The organism is Micromonospora sp. NPDC048868 (assembly GCF_043198195.1).
Lineage (GTDB): Bacteria > Actinomycetota > Actinomycetes > Mycobacteriales > Micromonosporaceae > Micromonospora > Micromonospora reichwaldensis.
On sequence record NZ_JBICUN010000017.1, the window covers coordinates 1 to 16,331 of the forward strand.

The following is a 16,331-nucleotide window of genomic DNA, read 5'->3' on the forward strand; positions in this document are numbered from 1 at the left end:
TCGTTCTCGCCGCCGGCGGTCGTCGGATCGGCCAGCACTTCGTCCCGTAGGCGGTCGGCCATCGCGGCCACGGTCTGCGCCTCGAACACGATCGCGGCGGAGATCGGCAGCCCGAACCGCTCGCGCAGCCGGACGGCGACCATCGTTGCCCGCAGCGAGTGCCCGCCCAGGGAGAAGAAGTTGTCGTCGCGGCCCGGCGACCTGCCGAGCACCTCCGCCCACACCTGGGCCACCCGCCGCTCCAGGTCGTCGCGGGGCGCCTCGCCGACCCGCTCCGCCGGTGCGGGGAGCGCGGCCCGGTCCAGCTTGCCGTGCGGCGTGAGCGGCAGGGCGGCGAGCCGGACCCACGCGGCGGGAACCATGGTCGCCGGCAGGTACCGGGCCGCGTGCTCGGCGAGCGCCACGTCGTCCGGGCCGGCCTCGGGCACGACGTACCCGACGAGCCGGGGGCCGGCCGTGCCCTCGTGCAGCCCGACGGCGGCGGCCCGTACGCCCGGATGACGCAGCAGCACGCTCTCGATCTCGCCCAGCTCGATCCGGTGGCCGTGCAGCTTCACCTGGTCGTCGACCCGGCCGGCGAAGTGGTAGGTGCCGTCCGGTAGCTGGCGCGCCAGGTCGCCGGTGCGGTAGAGGCGGCTGCCCGGCGGCCCGTACGGGTCGGGCGGGAAGCGCTCGGCGGTCAGGGCGGGACGGTCGTGGTACCCCCGGGCCACGCCCGGCCCACCGATGAACACCTCGCCCAGGCTGCCGGCGGGCACCGGACGCAGGTCGTCGGTGAGCAGCCGGATGGTGGCGCCCGCGGCCGGATGCCCGAGCGACGGCGGGCCGTCGCCCTCGACCGCCACCTCCCCGGCCATCGCCAGCACGGTGGCCTCGGTGGGCCCGTACAGGTTGACGGTGGTGAACGTGTGCTCGGGGCGGGGGCGGGCCAGCAGCTGCTGGCCCCCCGCGCCGAGGATGCGCAGTGCCCCGTCGGGCGGCGTCGGCCGGGTCAGCACGGCCTCGGCGAGCGGGGTGGGCAGCGTCGCCGAGGTGATCGCGTGCGCGGCGAGCCAGTCCACCAGCCGGTCGGGATCGACGCGGGTCGCGTCGTCGGGCATCCAGAGGCTGGCGCCGGCCACCAGCGGCGCCCAGATGTCCCACACCGACGCGTCGAAGCCGGGGGAGAACAGGTGCAGGCAGCGGTCGTCGGGACCGAGGCGCTCCGCGTCGGCCCGCCACCGGGCCAGCCCGCGCAGCGAGCCGTGCTCGACCATGACCCCCTTCGGCAGGCCGGTGGACCCGGAGGTGTAGATCACGTAGGCGAGGTCACCCGGGCCGACCGGCACGGCCGGCGGGCGGTCGGGGTACGCGGCGAGCGTGGCCCGGTCGTCGTCGAGCAGGACGACCGGGGTGCCCGCAACCACCAGGTCGGGCCGGACCAGCGACCGTACGGTGACGAGCACCCGCGCCCGGGAGTCGGTGAGCATGTGCCGGACCCGCTGCGGCGGGTAGCCCGCGTCGATGGGCAGGTACGCCGCGCCGGCGGTGAGCGCCGCCAGCACGCTGACGATCCCGTCGACACCGCGGGGCAGCAGGACGGCGACGAGGTCGCCTCGGCGTACCCCGGTGGCCCGCAGGTGCCGGGCCAGCCGGTTGCTGCGTGCGCGCAACTCCCCGTAGGTGACGAGGGCGTCGTCCGTGCCCAGCGCCACCGCGTCGGCGGGATGCCGGCCGATCGCCTCATGGACGAGGTCCGCGTGGTGTGGCTCGCCCCCGGCGGGCTGGCCGGACGGCCGGGCGGGGACGGGGGGCGCTGACCAACCGCTTTCCTTGATCATGATGCGCCGGATGCTGCCAGCGCGGCACGTCCGTCGTCAATGCAAACGGGCCGGGCTAGGGGCTGTCCGGGCAGTTGTCGGGGCTGGCCGGCCGCCCACCGGAGCGGCCCGGCCGGGGCGGCCGCCGGGCGACGGGCGGCCCGGCCCGACTGCTCACCTCGACAGGCGGTCGACGGCCTCGGCGGTGGTGACCACCTCGCCGAGTTGCCCCAGCGTCTCCAGGCTCGCCCGGTGCGCCTCGTCGGTCGCGGCGGTGCACGCGTCGGAGACCACCACCGGCCGGTAGCCGAGGTTGACCGCCTCGAACGCGGTGCCGGTGACGGAGAGGTTGGTGGCGACGCCGGTGAACAGGACGGTGTCCACGCCCCGGCGCCGCAGCACGGTGTCGAGTTCGCTGCCGAAGAAGCCGGTGAGCCGGACGTGGGTGATGACGACGTCGCCGGCCTCCGGCGCGAGTTCGTCGACGATCCGGGCCTTGGGCGCGCCCTCGAGGAAGGCCTGCCGCTCCCGGAGCATGGCGAAGCTGGGCGTGTTGGGGATGAGGTCCGGGTATCCGGGCCGGTGCGCGACCCGCGTGTAGATGACGAGGCCGCCACTGGCGCGCACCGCCGCGGCGACCTGCGCCGCGTACGAGGCGACGCGGTGCCGGGAGACCTGCGCGGCGAAGAACGGACCGAACACCCCGTCGGGACTGACGACCTCGTGCTGCCAGTGGACGCCGACGACGGCTGTCCGCATCGGGTCGAGTTCTCGCATCGTCCCTCCCGTCACGGGGCGGAGAGCTGCTGCGGCGCCGGCTGGTGGCCGCGTCCGCCCGCGCCGGCCGGCCCTCTGCCGTACGCGTCGAGGCGCCCCCACCGCCCGGGAATGTCCAGCAGCGCCACGAAGTCGAGACTAGCGGGCAGAGCGGGCCTGATCACGAGGTCTTCGCCGACCGGTTGCAGCCCGAGCATCGTGCGCAACAGCAGCAGGGTGGCCCCGGCGGACCACGCCTGCGGGCTGCACGCGGTGGGATAGTTGACCGGATACTTGGTCTCGGCCCGGGGGTAGCCGGCGAACGCCTCGGGCAGCCGGCCGTCGTAGAAGGCCGCCGCGTCCAGGATCCCGGCGGCGATCCGGGCCGCCTCGTCGGCGTACCCGTAGCGGCGCAGGCCCCAGGCGATGAACGAGTTGTCGAACGGCCAGATCGTCCCGACGTGGTACCCGATCGGGTTGTAGCGGCTCGCGCTCTCGGCCAGCGTGCGCACCCCCCAGCCGCTGAACAGCGCGGGCGACATCAGGTGTCGCGCCAGGGCGGCGGCCTTCGGCTCGTCGACGATGCCGCTCCACAGCAGGTGGCCGATGTTTGACGACAGCGCGTCCACCTGGCGGCCGTCACCGTCGAGCGCGAGGGCCATGTACTGCCCGTCGGCGACCCAGAAGTCGCGGTTGAAGCGCTGCCTGAGCTCGGCGGCGTCCCGTTCCAGCCGGTCCGCGTACGCCGGGTCGTCCCAGATCGTCCGGGCGAGCCGGGCGGTGCGCATCTTCGCGTCGTACGCGTACCCCTGCAGCTCGCAGGTCGCCCGGGGGAAGCCGGGCAGCCGCCCGTCCTGGTACGAGATGCCGTCCCAGGAGTCCTTCCAGCACTGGTTCTCCAGGCCGTTGCGGGTGTTGCGCCGCTCGTAGGAGATGTAGCCGCTGCCCGTCAGGTCGGCGTAGTCGTCGATCCAGTCGATCGCCGCCCGCGCCTCCTGTTCGACCGAGCGGACGAGCGCGGCGTCGCCGGTCCAGCGTTCGTACTCGTCGAGCAGCACCAGGAACAGGGGAGTGGCGTCGGCACTGCCGAAGTAGGGAGTGTGCGGCGTCTCCTCGAACACGCTCATCTCCCCGTACCGCATCTCGTGCAGGATCCGGCCGGGCTCCTCCTCCCGGAAGTCGTCGACCCGGCTGCCCTGCCGCAGCGCGAGCACCCTGAGGGTGGTGGCGGCGAGATCGGGCGCGAACGGCAGCGCCTGGAGGCTGGTGAGGATGCTGTCCCGGCCGAACAGGCTCATGAACCAGGGCAGGCCGGCGGCCGGCACGCTCCGGTCCTCGGCGAGGAACGGGCTGAACCGCAGCGCGGCCAGGTCGATCAGGCTGCGCCGGTACGCGCCGCGCAGGGGCTCGAAGCCGGATTCCAGCCGGGGCGCCTCCGCCAGCCAGTCCTTGAGCCGGCGCTCCTTGTCCCGGCTGCGCGCCCGTCCCGGAATCGTGAGCCGTTCCAGCCCTCGCGGCATCGGCAGGTCCGGCTCCGCGGTCAGCCTGGTCCGCCACCTGCCGTGCGGTTCGAGGTGGACCGCGAACGTCAGCCCGTCCTCGTCCAGTTCCGCCGGCGTCGTCGCGGAGACGATCGTCTCCCGCCGGAACCGTTCCCGCTCGTAGCCGAGGACGAGGCGCCCGTCGTCGACGCGCCGGTAGTGCCGGCCCTTCTTCCGCGCCGTCGCGTCCTTGACCTCGAAGACGTCCGCGAAGTCGGCGTCCACCTCGACCCGGACGGTCAGGTCGACCGGCTGGCCGGCATGGTTGGTGATGCTCAGCTCCTCGTGCAGGCCGGCGTCGAGCGTGTGTGCCCGCCGCACGGAGAGCGTGCTGTTGACGTAGACGTCCTGGTGGCCGGGGACCAGGTAGAACCGGTTCTCGAAGTAGTGGATGTCGTCGATGGCGAGGGTGCTCAACCGCTCCCCGTCGATCGTGAGCACCCACTTCGACAGCAGGCGCGTGTCGTGGGCGAAGAGGCCGAGCGGGGTGTCGGGCGACGGGAGGATGTCGCCGGCCCGGTCGCAGACCAGGAACGTGGTGCCGTCCAGGATGCCCACCTGGTCGTCACTCATGGCCGCCTCCCCGGCGGCGCGCGTCCCGGGACGTGGGCGGCGGCGGAAAGAGCTTCCGGACGGTCGCGAAGAGCCGGGGGCTGCCCGCCACGGCCGCCTCGCCGCGCAGCACGGTGGTCAGGAAGTACGCCTCCCCGCTGGCGATCCGGTCGAACACCGCCCGGTCCGCCTCGACGACCGCGTCCCCGCCGGTCGCCTCCTCGGAGACCCTGACGTCGCCCTTGTCGATGGAGACCAGCCAGTGCGCGGTCCGGCCGTCACGGCTGATGTCGAAGCGCACGCTGCCCTCGTCGATCGCCCTGAGCCGGCGGTCGTGCCCACGGCGCGCGAGGCCGTGGAAGAAATCCTCGGTGGCATCCGCCATCGCGACCCTCCTCACCGGCCACCATTCCCCGGAAACGTCGCCACCGCCTCACCCGGAGAAGGTGAACTTCGCGCGGCCCCACCGGGGGTCGCGCCCACCGCCGGCCGGCCCCGAACCGTCCCACGCGTTGCGGGCCGGGCGGCCCGGCCGACACCCGCCCCGCCGCCGGGCATCGCCACTAGCCTGGGATCCGATGGATCCCATCCAGGCGACGCTGCTCGTCGCCGCCGGTGTCGCCACGGGCGCCTTCAACGCGGTCGCGGGCGGCGGTTCCCTGATCGCCTTCTCGGCGCTGATCGCTGCCGGCATCCCGCCGCTCACCGCCAAGCTGACCAGCACCGTCGCCGTCTTCCCCGGCAACGTGGCGAGCGTCGCCGGAGGGTACCGGGACCTGCCGCCCCGCGGCGACGTACGACGCGTCCTGCCCGCGGCGGTCGTCGGCGGCGTCGCCGGGTCGGTGCTGCTGCTGGTGACGCCCACCCGCGTCTTCGACATGATCGTGCCGTTCCTGGTGCTCGCCGCGTCGGCCGTCCTCGGTCTGCGGGGCTGGCTGGACGGCCTGGTCCGGCGCTCCGCGCTGCGGGACCGGCGGGCACACCCGGCGGCCCTGCAACTCTCCGTCGCCCTGGGCGGCCTCTACGGCGGTTACGTCGGCGCCGGGTTCGGCATCGTCCTGGTCGCCGGCCTGGCGCTCCTCCAGCACGAGCCGCTCACCAGGACGATCGCCCTGAAGAACCTGCTGTCGGCCGTCATCTCGTTCACGGCGGTGGTGCTCTACGTCCTCTTCGGCACCGTCAACTGGGCGGGGGTGGCAGTCGTCGCCCCGGCGACCGTCGTCGGCGGCTACGTCGGCGCCCGATTGCTCCGCAGACTCCCCGAGGGCCCGCTCAGGGCGGTGGTCGTCGCGTTCGGGGTGCTCTTCGGGCTGTTCCTGCTGAGGCGCAACGTCCTGTAGACCGCGCTGCCGCCGGGGAGTCTCGGCCCCGACGACGGTACGGGCCCCTGCCGTCCGCTCGGATGGCAGGGGCCCGTCGCGCACCGGTCAGGCCAGCGGGACCTGGCGGGCGAGCGCGGCGCCGCCGGCCTCGAAGGCCGCCAGGACCGAGGTGGGCGTGCCACCGGTCGCCGGGACCACGACGGTCACCGGCCGGCCGGAGGACACCTGCACCGAACGCTCACCGAGCGACCGGTCGCCGTCCCAGGTGTGCAGGTACACCGTGCCGGCGCGGTCGGCCCGGACGGTCACCCGCACGCCGCCGGCCACCTGCCGCTGGTCGGTCAGCCGCAGCGCCCGCTCGGGCAGCCGGGTGACGGCGGCCGGAGCCACGCCGTCCACCGCCGACTGCGCGATGGTCTGCGGGCTGTGCACGCTGCGGGCGGCGGTGTCCGGGAAGACCGGGGCACTGGGCTGCCGCTGGGCCGGGGTGAGGCCGGGCAGGGTGACCAGGCCGTAGCGGTACGGGTCGGCCCGCACGCCGGTGAAGGTGGACCAGCCCAGCCGGGACTGGGAGCTGAGGTCCTGGGTGTCCGAGTCGTACACCAGCACGTTGAAGCCCATCCGCGCCGGGTCGATGGCGTCGGGCAGCACCGCGAACGGGATGCGCGCCTCGATGGTGTAGCCGGTGTACGGCGCGGTGACCTTGCTGACGACGGTCATCCCCGGGGCGGTCGTGGCGCCCGGTCCTTGTCGGTTGTCGGCGTCGCGCTGCCAGCAGGGCGGGTCGCCGTTGGCGGGGTCGTCGGTGACCGGGAAGATGCCCGCCTTGAACACGGTGGAGGTGTCCGTCGAGTTCCCCTTCGGGTCGACGATGATCTCCACGCTGTCGGTGCGCCGCTGCCGCTTGCAGTCCTGCGGCACCACCTTCTTGCCGAGCACGTCGTCGGTGACCTGTACGAACACGACGAGCGCGTCCTCGGTGAAGGCGATCCGGCCGGTGGCCGAGGCGTCCTGTGGCGTGGTGGCCTGTCCCTCCCAGATGCGGGACAGGTCCAGGTCCTCGCCGGGGTACTCGCCCGGGGAGGCCACCCCGTCGACGGCGTGGTCGTGCCCGGCGTGCGGCACCTCGCTGGTCGGCACGATCTCCAGGGCGCCGGTCTCCACGGTGCTGCCGGCGGCGCTGGTGGTGGTGATGGTGATGCCGTAGTCGCCGCCCTCGTTGGCGGTCGGCAGGCTGGCGTCGCTGTTGGTGACGGTGAAGGTGACCGCCCCGGTCGCGCCCGGCGCCAGGGCCGCGTAGCTCTTGGTCGGCGCGTCGGCGGTGAAGCCGGCCGGCAGGCCGAGGGCAACGGTGCCACTCTGAGCGGTTTCGCCGTGGTTGCGCAGGTCGACCCGGACCGTCCGGCTCTTGCCGGAGCCGAGGGTCAGCACCGGCTTGATCAGGGTGTCCAGCTGCGGGTAGCCGCTGTCGCCGGCCCAGGTGCGGAACAGCCCCACCTCGGGCAGCGGCTCCAGGGTGCCGCGCACGTCGGCGACCACCCGGACCGCGCGGTCCGTACGGCCGGCGCCCTGCCCGGTGGTGAGGGACGCGCCGACGAGGTGCTGCTCGTTGGTGTCGGCGCCGGCGGGGACGGTCACGGTGAAGGTGACGGTCCGCTCCTTGCCGGCCGGTACGGCGCCGCGCACCGCACCGGAGCCGCTGGCGGTCCAGCCCTGCGGCAGCCGCAGGGAGACCCGGGGCGAGGTGAGGGCCCGGTTGCCGGGCGCCCGCACGTGCGCGGTGACCTCGACGCTCTGCCCGGGGGCGAGGTCGAACCGGTCGGCGGTCAGGTAGAGCTCGGTGCCCTTGGGCAGCCCACCGGCGGCCGGGGGCAGGACCGAGCCGCGCAGGATCGCCTCGGGCGAGGTGTCCGCCGGGTCGTACGGGACGCGGCTGTCGACCAGGGTGTAGAAGTCGCAGCGGATCTTCGCGGGGTCGGTGGGGGCGGCGGCGGTGTTGGCCCAGCCCTGGGTCACGTAGTCCCGGCGGGCGTCGACCTCGACCTCGGCCCAGGTCTTGCCGCCGGCGCTGCGGGCGCCCTCCCAGACGCCGAACACCTGGTCGGTCGGGACGGCCGGCACGAAGCCGGTGGCGCACTGCGGCCCGGTCGTCGAGCTGCCGCTGCCGCCCGTACGCAGGAACTTCGCCGCCCGGAACGGCTTGAGCCCCTCCTTGGTGACCTGCTCCGGGAACGCCTTCGGGTCGGCGGCGGCGTGGAACGCCTCGGCGGCGAAGCGGGCGGCCTGCTGGTGGTTGCCGTGGTTGCCGGGCGTGGGCGACGGGTTCATCGTCATGACGATCTCGGGCCGGGTCTGCCGGATCACCCGGACGATCTGGGCGAGGGTGTCGTCGTGCCCCCAGATCTGCTCGGACAGGGGCGCGGACGCGGTGTACCAGAAGTCGACGCGGTCGAGGTTGTAGAGGTTCTCCACCCCGGCGCGGCCGATCGCGGTGCGTTCCTCGCGCTCGCGGATGATGCCCAGCGGCGGGCCCTCCTCCAGGCCGACGGCGTTGCCGCCGCCCTCGCCGCGGGTGATGGTGACGACGCCGGCCTTGGCGCCGTGCTTCTCCTTCCACTGGCCGAGGGTGGCGAGGCTGCCGGCCTCGTCGTCGGGGTGCGCGCTGACGAAGAGGACGTCCAGGTCGACGGCGTCGGTCGGCCGGGCGTCGGTGGGTGCGGCGAGGGCCACGGCCGGTGTCCCGGACAGGGCCAGGGCGAGCGCCGTGGGTAGCAGGAACGCCTTGAGACGCATGCGGATCCTTTCGCGTGACGCGAGGTCCGGGCAGCGGCCGGCGACGTCGGACGCGGGGCGTCGACGTGGGGGTCGCGGTCGGACGGTGAGAGGGCGGGCAGGGGCGCCGGGGCACGAGGGAGCGCCGGCGTCACCTCAGGTACGCAGCGGCACGGGGGTCCGTACACACTGGAAGGCCTTCGCCCGGTGACGCTAGGGACCGGCGCGAGGGCCCGTCAATGCTTTGCAAGGTCTTTCTTTATTTGCGAAAGAAACTAACCCCCCGCCGTCCGAGGTGTTGCGGGTGGTGAGCGCGCCCGTCCGGCGGCCTCCCCGAGGCCCAAGGAAGGGCGTTTCTGCTGCTCAAGAAGGAGGCCGCAAGGTAACGAGACGGTTTCGTTACTTGACTCGATAGTTCGTTCGCCGTAGGAAGGAAGTGTGACTGACGTGGTGACGCCACCAACGAGCCCGGTGAGCCGGGAGCGGTCGAAGGAGATCAAGCGGTTGTCCGTGATCTCCACCGCCCGCCAGGTGCGGGTGCTCTCCCGCGCCGAGCTGACCGAGCTCACCGGGCTGAGCCCCGCCACGCTCACCCCGCTCGTGCGCGAGCTGATCGCCGAGGGGTACCTCATCGAGCGCGGGCCCGGGACCGGGACCTCCCGCACCGGCCGACCACGGGCGATGCTGGAGTTCAACCCCCGGGCCGAGCTGGTCGCCGCCGTCTCCCTGGAGCCGTCCCGGATCAGCTGCGAGATCGCCGACAGCGACGGCGCCGTCATCGCCCACCGCGCGGTCCGGCTCGCCGGCGACATCGTCGACACCATCTGCCGCTCGGTGCCCGAACTCGCCGGCGACGGGCTGCCGGCGCTGCGCGGGGTGGCCATCGCCGCGCCCGGCATCTCCACCGGCGGCGCCGTGCGCCTGGCCCCCTCGGTCGGCCTCGTCGAGGGCCGGCCGGTGGGGGAGTCGGTGCAGCGGCGGCTCGGGGTGCCGGTGGTGGTGGACAACGACGTGAACCTGATGGCGGCCGGCGAGCACGCCGTCGGCGCGGGCAGCGACGTCGCCGACCTGCTGCTGCTGCACGTGGCCGACGGCATCGGCGCCGGCCTGGTGCTCGACGGGCAGGTCCGCCGGGGCGCCGGCGGGGCCGCCGGCGAGGTCGGCTTCCTGCCACTGGACCCGACCGACCGGGGCCACGACGGGATCGGTCCGTTCGAGGCCCGCTGGTCGGAGAACGCCATCGCCGAGCGGATGGTGGCGCTGGCCCCCGGGCGGCGGCCGGATTCGCCCGTGGCCGACCTGGTGGCGCTGGCGGCCATCGACGACCGGGCCGCCGCCTACCTGGACGACGTGCTCGCGGCCTGGTCGCGGCTCATCGTCTCCTGCGTCTGCGTCGTCGACCCCGGGCGGGTGCTGCTCAGCGGGGCCGCCGCCCACCTCGACGACGCCGCCGTCGACCGGCTCCAGGCGCTGGTCACCGCCGCCGCGCCGAGCAGCACCGAGGTGCGCCGGGCCGTGCTCGGCGACCGGGCGGTGCTGCACGGGGCGGTCAGCTACGCCCTCTCCGCGGCTGCCGCCGGCATGCCGACCCTGCTGCCGACTCCTTGACCACACACCACGCACACCGCAGTTCCCCCCACACCCCTCGGAGGTACCCCATGAGACGTCGACTTCTCCTCGCCGGTGCGCTCGCCACCGTGCTCGCCGCCGGCACCGCCTGCGGCGGCGGCGGTGGTGGTGACGACGCGGCCGGCGGCGCGAGCGCCGAGAAGCTGACCATCTACACGGCCCGCGACAAGAAGGTCTCCACCTACGTCGTCGACCAGTTCACCGCCAAGTACCCCGAGTACAAGGGCAAGGTCGAGATCCTCAACCTGGGCGCCCAGGAGATCCTGGAGCGGGTCCGCGCCGAGAAGGCCAACCCGCAGGCCGACGTCTGGTGGGGCGGCACCCAGCAGGGGCTCTCCGCCGGCGCCGGCGAGGACCTGCTGACCTCCTGGCAGCCGGCGTTCGCCGCCAAGATGGACCCGAAGTACAAGGACGCCGAGGGCCGCTGGTTCGGGGAGATCCTGCTCCCCGAGGTCATCATGTACAACAACAAGGCGCTCACCCCGGAGCAGGCCCCGAAGGACTGGGACGACCTGCTGAAGCCGGAGTGGAAGGACAAGATCATCATCCGGGACGTGGCCGCGTCCGGCACGATGCGGTCGATCTACGCCGCCATGATCATGCGGCAGTCCCCGGACGGCAGCAACCCGCAGCCCGGCTACGACTGGCTCAAGAAGCTCGACGCCAACACCGGCGCGTACGCGGCCAACCCGACCGACCTCTACCTGAAGCTCTCCCGCCAGCAGGGCGTGCTCAGCGCCTGGAACCTGCAGGACGTCCTGCTCCAGGCCAACCAGTCGAACATGCCGTTCGGCTACGTGATGCCCGCCTCCGGCGCCCCGGTGCTGGTCGACGGCATCGCCGCGGTCAAGGGCGGCAACACGACCGGCGCCCAGAAGTTCATGGAGTTCCTCTTCGACGACAAGCTCCGCGCCGACCTGGCCAAGGACTACTACCAGATCCCGGCCGTGGACATCGCCGAGAAGCCGGAGTGGCTGGCCCAGCTCGGCCTCAAGCCGCTGGACGTCAACTGGGACGTCATCGGCAAGAACGAGACCGAGTGGATCAACCACTGGAACGGCCAGATCAAGAACAAGGGCTGACCGCCCGGGCGTTTCGGGGGCGGGCCCGTCCCGCCCCCGCGCCCCCACCTGACGACCGTCCAGGTCCGGTACCGCACGAAGGAGAGGACCTCATGATCGATGTCACGCTCGAGTCGGTGAGCAAGCGCTTCGCGCGCGGCGGCGACACCGCGGCCGTGGACGACGTCGACATCACCATCGCCGCCGGGGAGTTCTTCACGCTGCTCGGCCCGAGCGGCTGCGGCAAGACCACCACCCTGCGCATGGTGGCCGGGTTCTACTTCCCCACCTCCGGCCGGATCCGGTTCGGCACCGAGGACGTCACCCGCCGGCCGCCGAACAAGCGCGACACCGGCATGGTGTTCCAGAACTACGCCCTCTTCCCGCACATGAGCGTCGCGCAGAACGTCGCGTACGGCCTGAAGATCCGCAAGGTCGGGCGGGTCGAGGCGCGCCGGCGGGTCGAGGAGGCGCTCGGCCAGGTGCACCTCGCCGGCTACGGCGACCGGCGCATCGACGAGCTCTCCGGCGGCCAGCAGCAGCGCGTCGCCCTGGCCCGGGCGCTGGTGATCCGGCCCCGCACCCTGCTGCTCGACGAGCCGCTGTCGAACCTCGACGCCAAGCTGCGCGAGGAGACCCGGGTCGAGATCCGCCGCATCCAGCGCGAGGCCGGCACCACCTCCATCTACGTCACCCACGACCAGGCCGAGGCGATGGCCATGTCGGACCGGATCGCGGTCATGCAGTCCGGCCGGGTGCAGCAGATCGGCGCCCCGCAGGAGATCTACCACCGCCCGGCGACCAGCTTCGTGGCCCGCTTCATCGGCCGCAGCAACGTGCTCACCCTGCCGGTGGTCGCCGCCGACGCGCAGAGCGTCACCGTGGGCCTGCCCGCCGGCGGCGAGATCGCCGCGCCCGCCCCGACCGACCACGGCCTGCGCCAGGGCGACACCGCGTCGGTCTCCGTCCGGCCCGAGCACATCGGGCTGACCTCGGCCACCGAGGCGGGCGCACTGCCCGGCCGCGTCACCGAGGTGGAGTTCACCGGCATGGCGACCAACCTCGTGGTCGACGTGGCCGGCGAGCCCGTGCAGGTCGCCGCGATCGACGTGCCGGCCGGGATCGCCGCCGGCGACCAGGTCGGGCTGCGGCTGAACCGGGAGCGGATGTGGGTGGTGCGCCCGTGAGCACCCTCCCCGCCACCCCCAGCCCGGCGACCGTCGCGCCGATCACCGGCGAGCCAACGCCGCCGCGCGGCCCGCGTCGCCGGTTCGCCGACCGGTTCGCCGGCGGCACCGGCTCGCGCTGGTTCCCGTACGTCCTGGTCTTCCCGCTCGCCCTGATCCTCTTCGGGTACGTGGTGCAGCCGATGTTCGCCACCTTCGCCGAGAGCGTCGGCGTGGACGGGGTGGAGAACTACGGCAGCTTCGTCACCGGCGGCGGGGTCGCCCGCTCCTCCCTGGTCACCTCGCTGATCATCTCCGCGGCCAGCGTGCTGCTCTGCGGCGTCGTCGGCGTGGCGATGGCCTTCCTGCTCAAGCGCTTCTCCTTCCCGGGCCGCAAGCTGATCGAGGCGATCATCCTGGTGCCGGCGGCGCTGCCGCCGCTGATCGGGGCGATCTCGTTCCAACTGCTCTACAGCGAGACCGGCATCCTGCCGCGCGGCCTCCAGCAGCTCTTCGGCGCCGAGAACCCGGTGCTGCCGTTCAGCGGCATCGCCGGCGTGCTGGTCGTGCACACGTTCACCATGTACCCGTACTTCTACCTGTCCGCCTCGGCCGCGCTGTCGGGCATGGACCCGTCGGTGGAGGAGGCGGCGTACAACCTGGGCGCCGGCCGGGTCCGCGTGTGGCGCACGGTGCTGCTGCCGATGCTCACCCCGGCGCTGGTCTCCGCCTCGCTGCTGGTCTTCATGACCTCGCTGGCGTCGTACACCGCCCCGCTGCTGTTCGGGGTGGACCAGACGATGACGATGCAGATCTACATCAACCGCACCAACGGCGACCTGCCGATGGCCTCCACGTACGCCTCGGTGCTCGGCGTGGTCTCGGTGCTGTTCCTGCTCGGCATGCGCTGGTACGAGGGGCGGCGCAGCTACCGCTCCCAGTCCAAGGGCGTCGCCGCGCACCGGCGCGAGATCACCAACCCGCTTGGCAAGTGGCTCGCCCTGGTCGCCTCGGTCCTGGCCACCGCGGTCCTGCTCGCGCCGGTGGCGACCATCGCCCTGGTCGCGTTCTCCGAGGACGGCTCCTGGACGACCGAGGTCATCCCGGCGGCGTACACCACGCAGAACTTCGTCACGATCTTCTCCGACCCGGCGGCGTTCCAGCCGATCCTCAACTCGCTGCAGATGAGCCTCATCGCCACCGTCGCCTGCGTCGTCGTCGGCGTGCTCATCGCGTACGCGGTGCGCCGGCTGGACTTCCGCGGCCGGGGACTGCTGGACGTGGCGGTCATGCTGGCCTGGGCGCTGCCCGGCACGGTGGTGGCGATCAACCTGATCTCGGCGTTCAGCACGGGCAACGCGTTCAGCTTCGGCCAGGTGCTGATCGGCACCTTCTGGATCATGCCGCTGGCGTACTTCGTGCGGTTCCTGCCGCTGGTGTTCCGGTCCAGCTCGGCCGCCCTGGCGCAGCTCGACCCGTCGCTGGAGGAGGCCGCGCGCAACCTGGGCGCGTCCTGGTGGCGGGCGTTCGGCACGGTCACCCTGCGGTTGATGCTGCCCGGCGTGGTGGCCGGCGCGCTGCTCGCCTTCGTGCACGGCGTCGGCGAGTTCGTCGCCTCGGTGCTGATCTACACCTCCGACACCGCGCCGATCTCGGTGGAGATCAACAATCGGATGTACTCGTTCGAGGTCGGCACCGCCGCCGCGTACGGCATGCTCCAGGTTGTCCTGATCTTCGTGGTGATGGTGGTCTCCGGTCGCCTGGAGGGCGGCCGGCGGTCGAGTCGGGAGGCGGCCAAGTGGACGGCGTGAGCGCGGCCTGGCCGGCGGGCGGCGGGCTGGTCCCCGCCGCCCGGATCCCCGGCGGGGAACTGGCGGCGGTCGCCGAAGCGGCGGACTTCGCGGTGCTCCCGGTCGGCGCGGTCGAGTGGCACGGCCCGCACCTGCCGCTCGGCACCGACCTGATCCTCGCCGAGGGCTTCGCCGCCGAGAGCGCCCTCGGCGGCGACGACGCGGCGGCGCCCGGCGACGGCGGCGCGACTCCGGCCGGCGATCGGGCCACCCCGGCGGGCCCGCGCGGGGTGCTCTTTCCCGCCGTGCCGTACGCCGCCTGCCCCGGCCAGACCCGGCCGTGGCCGGGCACGGTGTCGATCCGGCCCGAGATCGCGGTCGGCTACCTCGCCGACGTGATCGAGGGGATCGTCGCCGCCGGCTTCCCCCGGCTGCTGATCGTCAACGGACACGACGCGAACATGTCGACCGTCCGCGCCGCCATGGAGTGGGTCTCCGGGCGGCGCACGGCGAGCCTGCTGCTGGTCAACTGGTTCCAGCTGGTCACCCCGGCCGAGACCGCCGAGCTGTACGGGCCGCTGCCGGCGCGCGGGCACGGCGGCGCGTACGAGACCTCCGGTGTGCTCGGCTTCGACCCCGGCGCGGTCCGCCTCGACGCGGTCGCCGACCTGCCGCCGAAGCCGAAGCTGCCGGTCACCCACCCGTACGTGCTGGTGGAGTCCCGGCCCGACCCGTGGCAGGGCTGGTCCGGGCACATCTCGCTGGCCGGCGAGGAGGTGGGCCGCCGCGTCCGGCAGCTGGCCGGCGCCCGGCTGCGCGAGGTGATCGCCGCCTGGGTGGCCGCCCCGCCGCCCGCCCCGCCCACCGACGCCCCGCTGCCCACGGACGTCCCGCTGCCCGCCGAGGCCCCGCTGCCCACCGTCGCCCCGCCGGCCGCCGACGCGCCACCGGCCGCGCCGGCCGGCGGACCCGAGCCCGAGGAGGCGCCGTGACCGTCGACCGTGGACTGGACGTCGTCGACTTCCACCTGCACTTCCGCATCGGCGCCGACGAGACCATCCGGGCCTGCGAGCACGCCGCCGACATGCACCCCGGCGGCGAGCACGAGCGGGCGGTCCGCGCCGCCGGCTCCGCCCCGTACGCGCGGCAGTGGCGGCAGGCGTGGGGCTTCCCCGACCCGGAGCCGCCCGCCGAGCGCTGGCAGGACGAGGCGGACCGCTGGGCCGAGGAGCTGCGCGCCGTGAACGTGCGCCGGGCGGTCTTCGTCACCGGCGGCGGCAACGACACCGTCGCCGACGTGGTGGACCGCCACCCCGACCTGCTGCTCGGCTTCGCCCACCACGACCCGTACGGCGCCGGCGCCGCCGCCGAGCTGGAACGCGCCGTCACCGAGCGCGGCCTGCGCGGGCTGAAGCTCTTCGCCCCGCTGCTGCGCGGCCCGCTCGACGACGAGGCCCTCGACCCGCTCTGGGGCGCCGCCCAGCGCCTCGGCGTCCCGGTACTGATCCACATCGGACACTACGGCAGCGCCGGCGGCCTGTCCCACGGCCGGTACGGGGGCCCGGACGAGCTGGCCCGGATGGCCCGCCGCTTCCCCGAGCTGGCCGTGGTGGTGCCGCACTTCGGCGTCCAGCACGTGCAGGACCTGCTCTTCGCCGCGTGGGGCTGCCCGAACATCCACGTCGACACCTCCGGGTCTAACCAGTGGGTGCGCTGGATGCCGTACAAGCTGACGCTGGACGAGCTGTTCCGGCGCTGCTACGAGACCATCGGCCCGCACCGGATCGTGTTCGGCAGCGACTCGTCGTGGTTCCCGCGCGGGTACGTCACCCGCTACCTCGACGACCAGCTGCGGATCTGCCGCGAGCTGGGGCTGCCCGACGACCACCTACGCGCGATCTTCGCCGGGAACGCCGAGCGCCTGCTCGGCCTGGACGACTGAC

General features: G+C 73.6%; 12 protein-coding genes. 7 read left to right on the forward strand and 5 right to left on the reverse strand.

The window, feature by feature from the left end; translation table 11 throughout:
• The 4 genes from ACGFNF_RS23320 to ACGFNF_RS23335 form a co-directional block, all read right to left on the reverse strand.
• The coding region (locus ACGFNF_RS23320; protein WP_357579502.1) for a non-ribosomal peptide synthetase at positions 1 to 1,820 on the reverse strand (1,820 nt) is incomplete at its 3' end.
• Positions 1,821 to 1,973: 153 nt separating this feature from the next.
• Entirely contained in the window at positions 1,974 to 2,576 is a 603-nt protein-coding gene (locus tag ACGFNF_RS23325; RefSeq protein ID WP_357579503.1) for a cysteine hydrolase, read from the reverse strand.
• An 11-nt stretch (positions 2,577 to 2,587) separates the two neighbouring features.
• Positions 2,588 to 4,669 carry a glycogen debranching N-terminal domain-containing protein gene (locus ACGFNF_RS23330; RefSeq protein ID WP_357579504.1) on the reverse strand — a complete coding sequence of 694 codons (2,082 nt, stop codon included), beginning with the start codon at positions 4,667 to 4,669 and terminating at the stop codon, positions 2,588 to 2,590.
• Complete coding sequence (locus ACGFNF_RS23335) at positions 4,662 to 5,033, reverse strand: SCP2 sterol-binding domain-containing protein (protein WP_357579505.1); 372 nt, start codon at positions 5,031 to 5,033, stop codon at positions 4,662 to 4,664. The genes ACGFNF_RS23330 and ACGFNF_RS23335 overlap by 8 nt, the downstream gene beginning before the upstream one ends.
• Positions 5,034 to 5,226: 193 nt before the next feature.
• Here ACGFNF_RS23335 and ACGFNF_RS23340 point away from each other — a divergent pair, with 193 nt between their 5' ends.
• Positions 5,227 to 5,988 carry a sulfite exporter TauE/SafE family protein gene (locus tag ACGFNF_RS23340; RefSeq protein WP_357579506.1) on the forward strand — a complete coding sequence of 254 codons (762 nt, stop codon included), beginning with the start codon at positions 5,227 to 5,229 and terminating at the stop codon, positions 5,986 to 5,988.
• An 87-nt stretch (positions 5,989 to 6,075) separates the two neighbouring features.
• Here the strand turns inward: ACGFNF_RS23340 and ACGFNF_RS23345 are convergent, their stop codons facing one another.
• The gene (locus ACGFNF_RS23345; RefSeq protein WP_357579507.1) at positions 6,076 to 8,763 is read right to left on the reverse strand and encodes a sugar-binding protein; all 2,688 of its coding nucleotides are present in this window, start codon (positions 8,761 to 8,763) and stop codon (positions 6,076 to 6,078) included.
• A 417-nt stretch (positions 8,764 to 9,180) separates the two neighbouring features.
• Between ACGFNF_RS23345 and ACGFNF_RS23350 the strand changes: the two genes are divergently transcribed.
• The 6 genes from ACGFNF_RS23350 (at position 9,181) to ACGFNF_RS23375 (ending at position 16,330) form a co-directional block, all read left to right on the forward strand.
• A complete protein-coding gene (locus tag ACGFNF_RS23350; RefSeq protein WP_357579508.1) occupies positions 9,181 to 10,350 on the forward strand; it encodes an ROK family protein in 1,170 nt (389 codons plus the stop codon).
• A 50-nt stretch (positions 10,351 to 10,400) separates the two neighbouring features.
• Positions 10,401 to 11,453: an extracellular solute-binding protein gene (locus tag ACGFNF_RS23355; protein ID WP_357579509.1), complete on the forward strand. Its 1,053-nt coding sequence runs from the start codon at positions 10,401 to 10,403 to the stop codon at positions 11,451 to 11,453.
• Positions 11,454 to 11,545: 92 nt separating this feature from the next.
• Complete coding sequence (locus ACGFNF_RS23360) at positions 11,546 to 12,619, forward strand: ABC transporter ATP-binding protein (protein WP_357579510.1); 1,074 nt, start codon at positions 11,546 to 11,548, stop codon at positions 12,617 to 12,619.
• Positions 12,616 to 14,409, forward strand: a complete 1,794-nt coding sequence (locus ACGFNF_RS23365) for an iron ABC transporter permease (protein ID WP_357579511.1) — start codon at positions 12,616 to 12,618, stop codon at positions 14,407 to 14,409. Before ACGFNF_RS23360 ends, ACGFNF_RS23365 begins: the two co-directional genes overlap by 4 nt.
• Positions 14,406 to 15,380 (forward strand): creatininase family protein, encoded by a 975-nt coding sequence (locus tag ACGFNF_RS23370; protein WP_357579512.1) that lies wholly within the window; start codon positions 14,406 to 14,408, stop codon positions 15,378 to 15,380. Before ACGFNF_RS23365 ends, ACGFNF_RS23370 begins: the two co-directional genes overlap by 4 nt.
• Entirely contained in the window at positions 15,377 to 16,330 is a 954-nt protein-coding gene (locus ACGFNF_RS23375; RefSeq protein ID WP_357579513.1) for an amidohydrolase family protein, read from the forward strand. The genes ACGFNF_RS23370 and ACGFNF_RS23375 overlap by 4 nt, the downstream gene beginning before the upstream one ends.
• Position 16,331 lies beyond the last annotated feature (1 nt).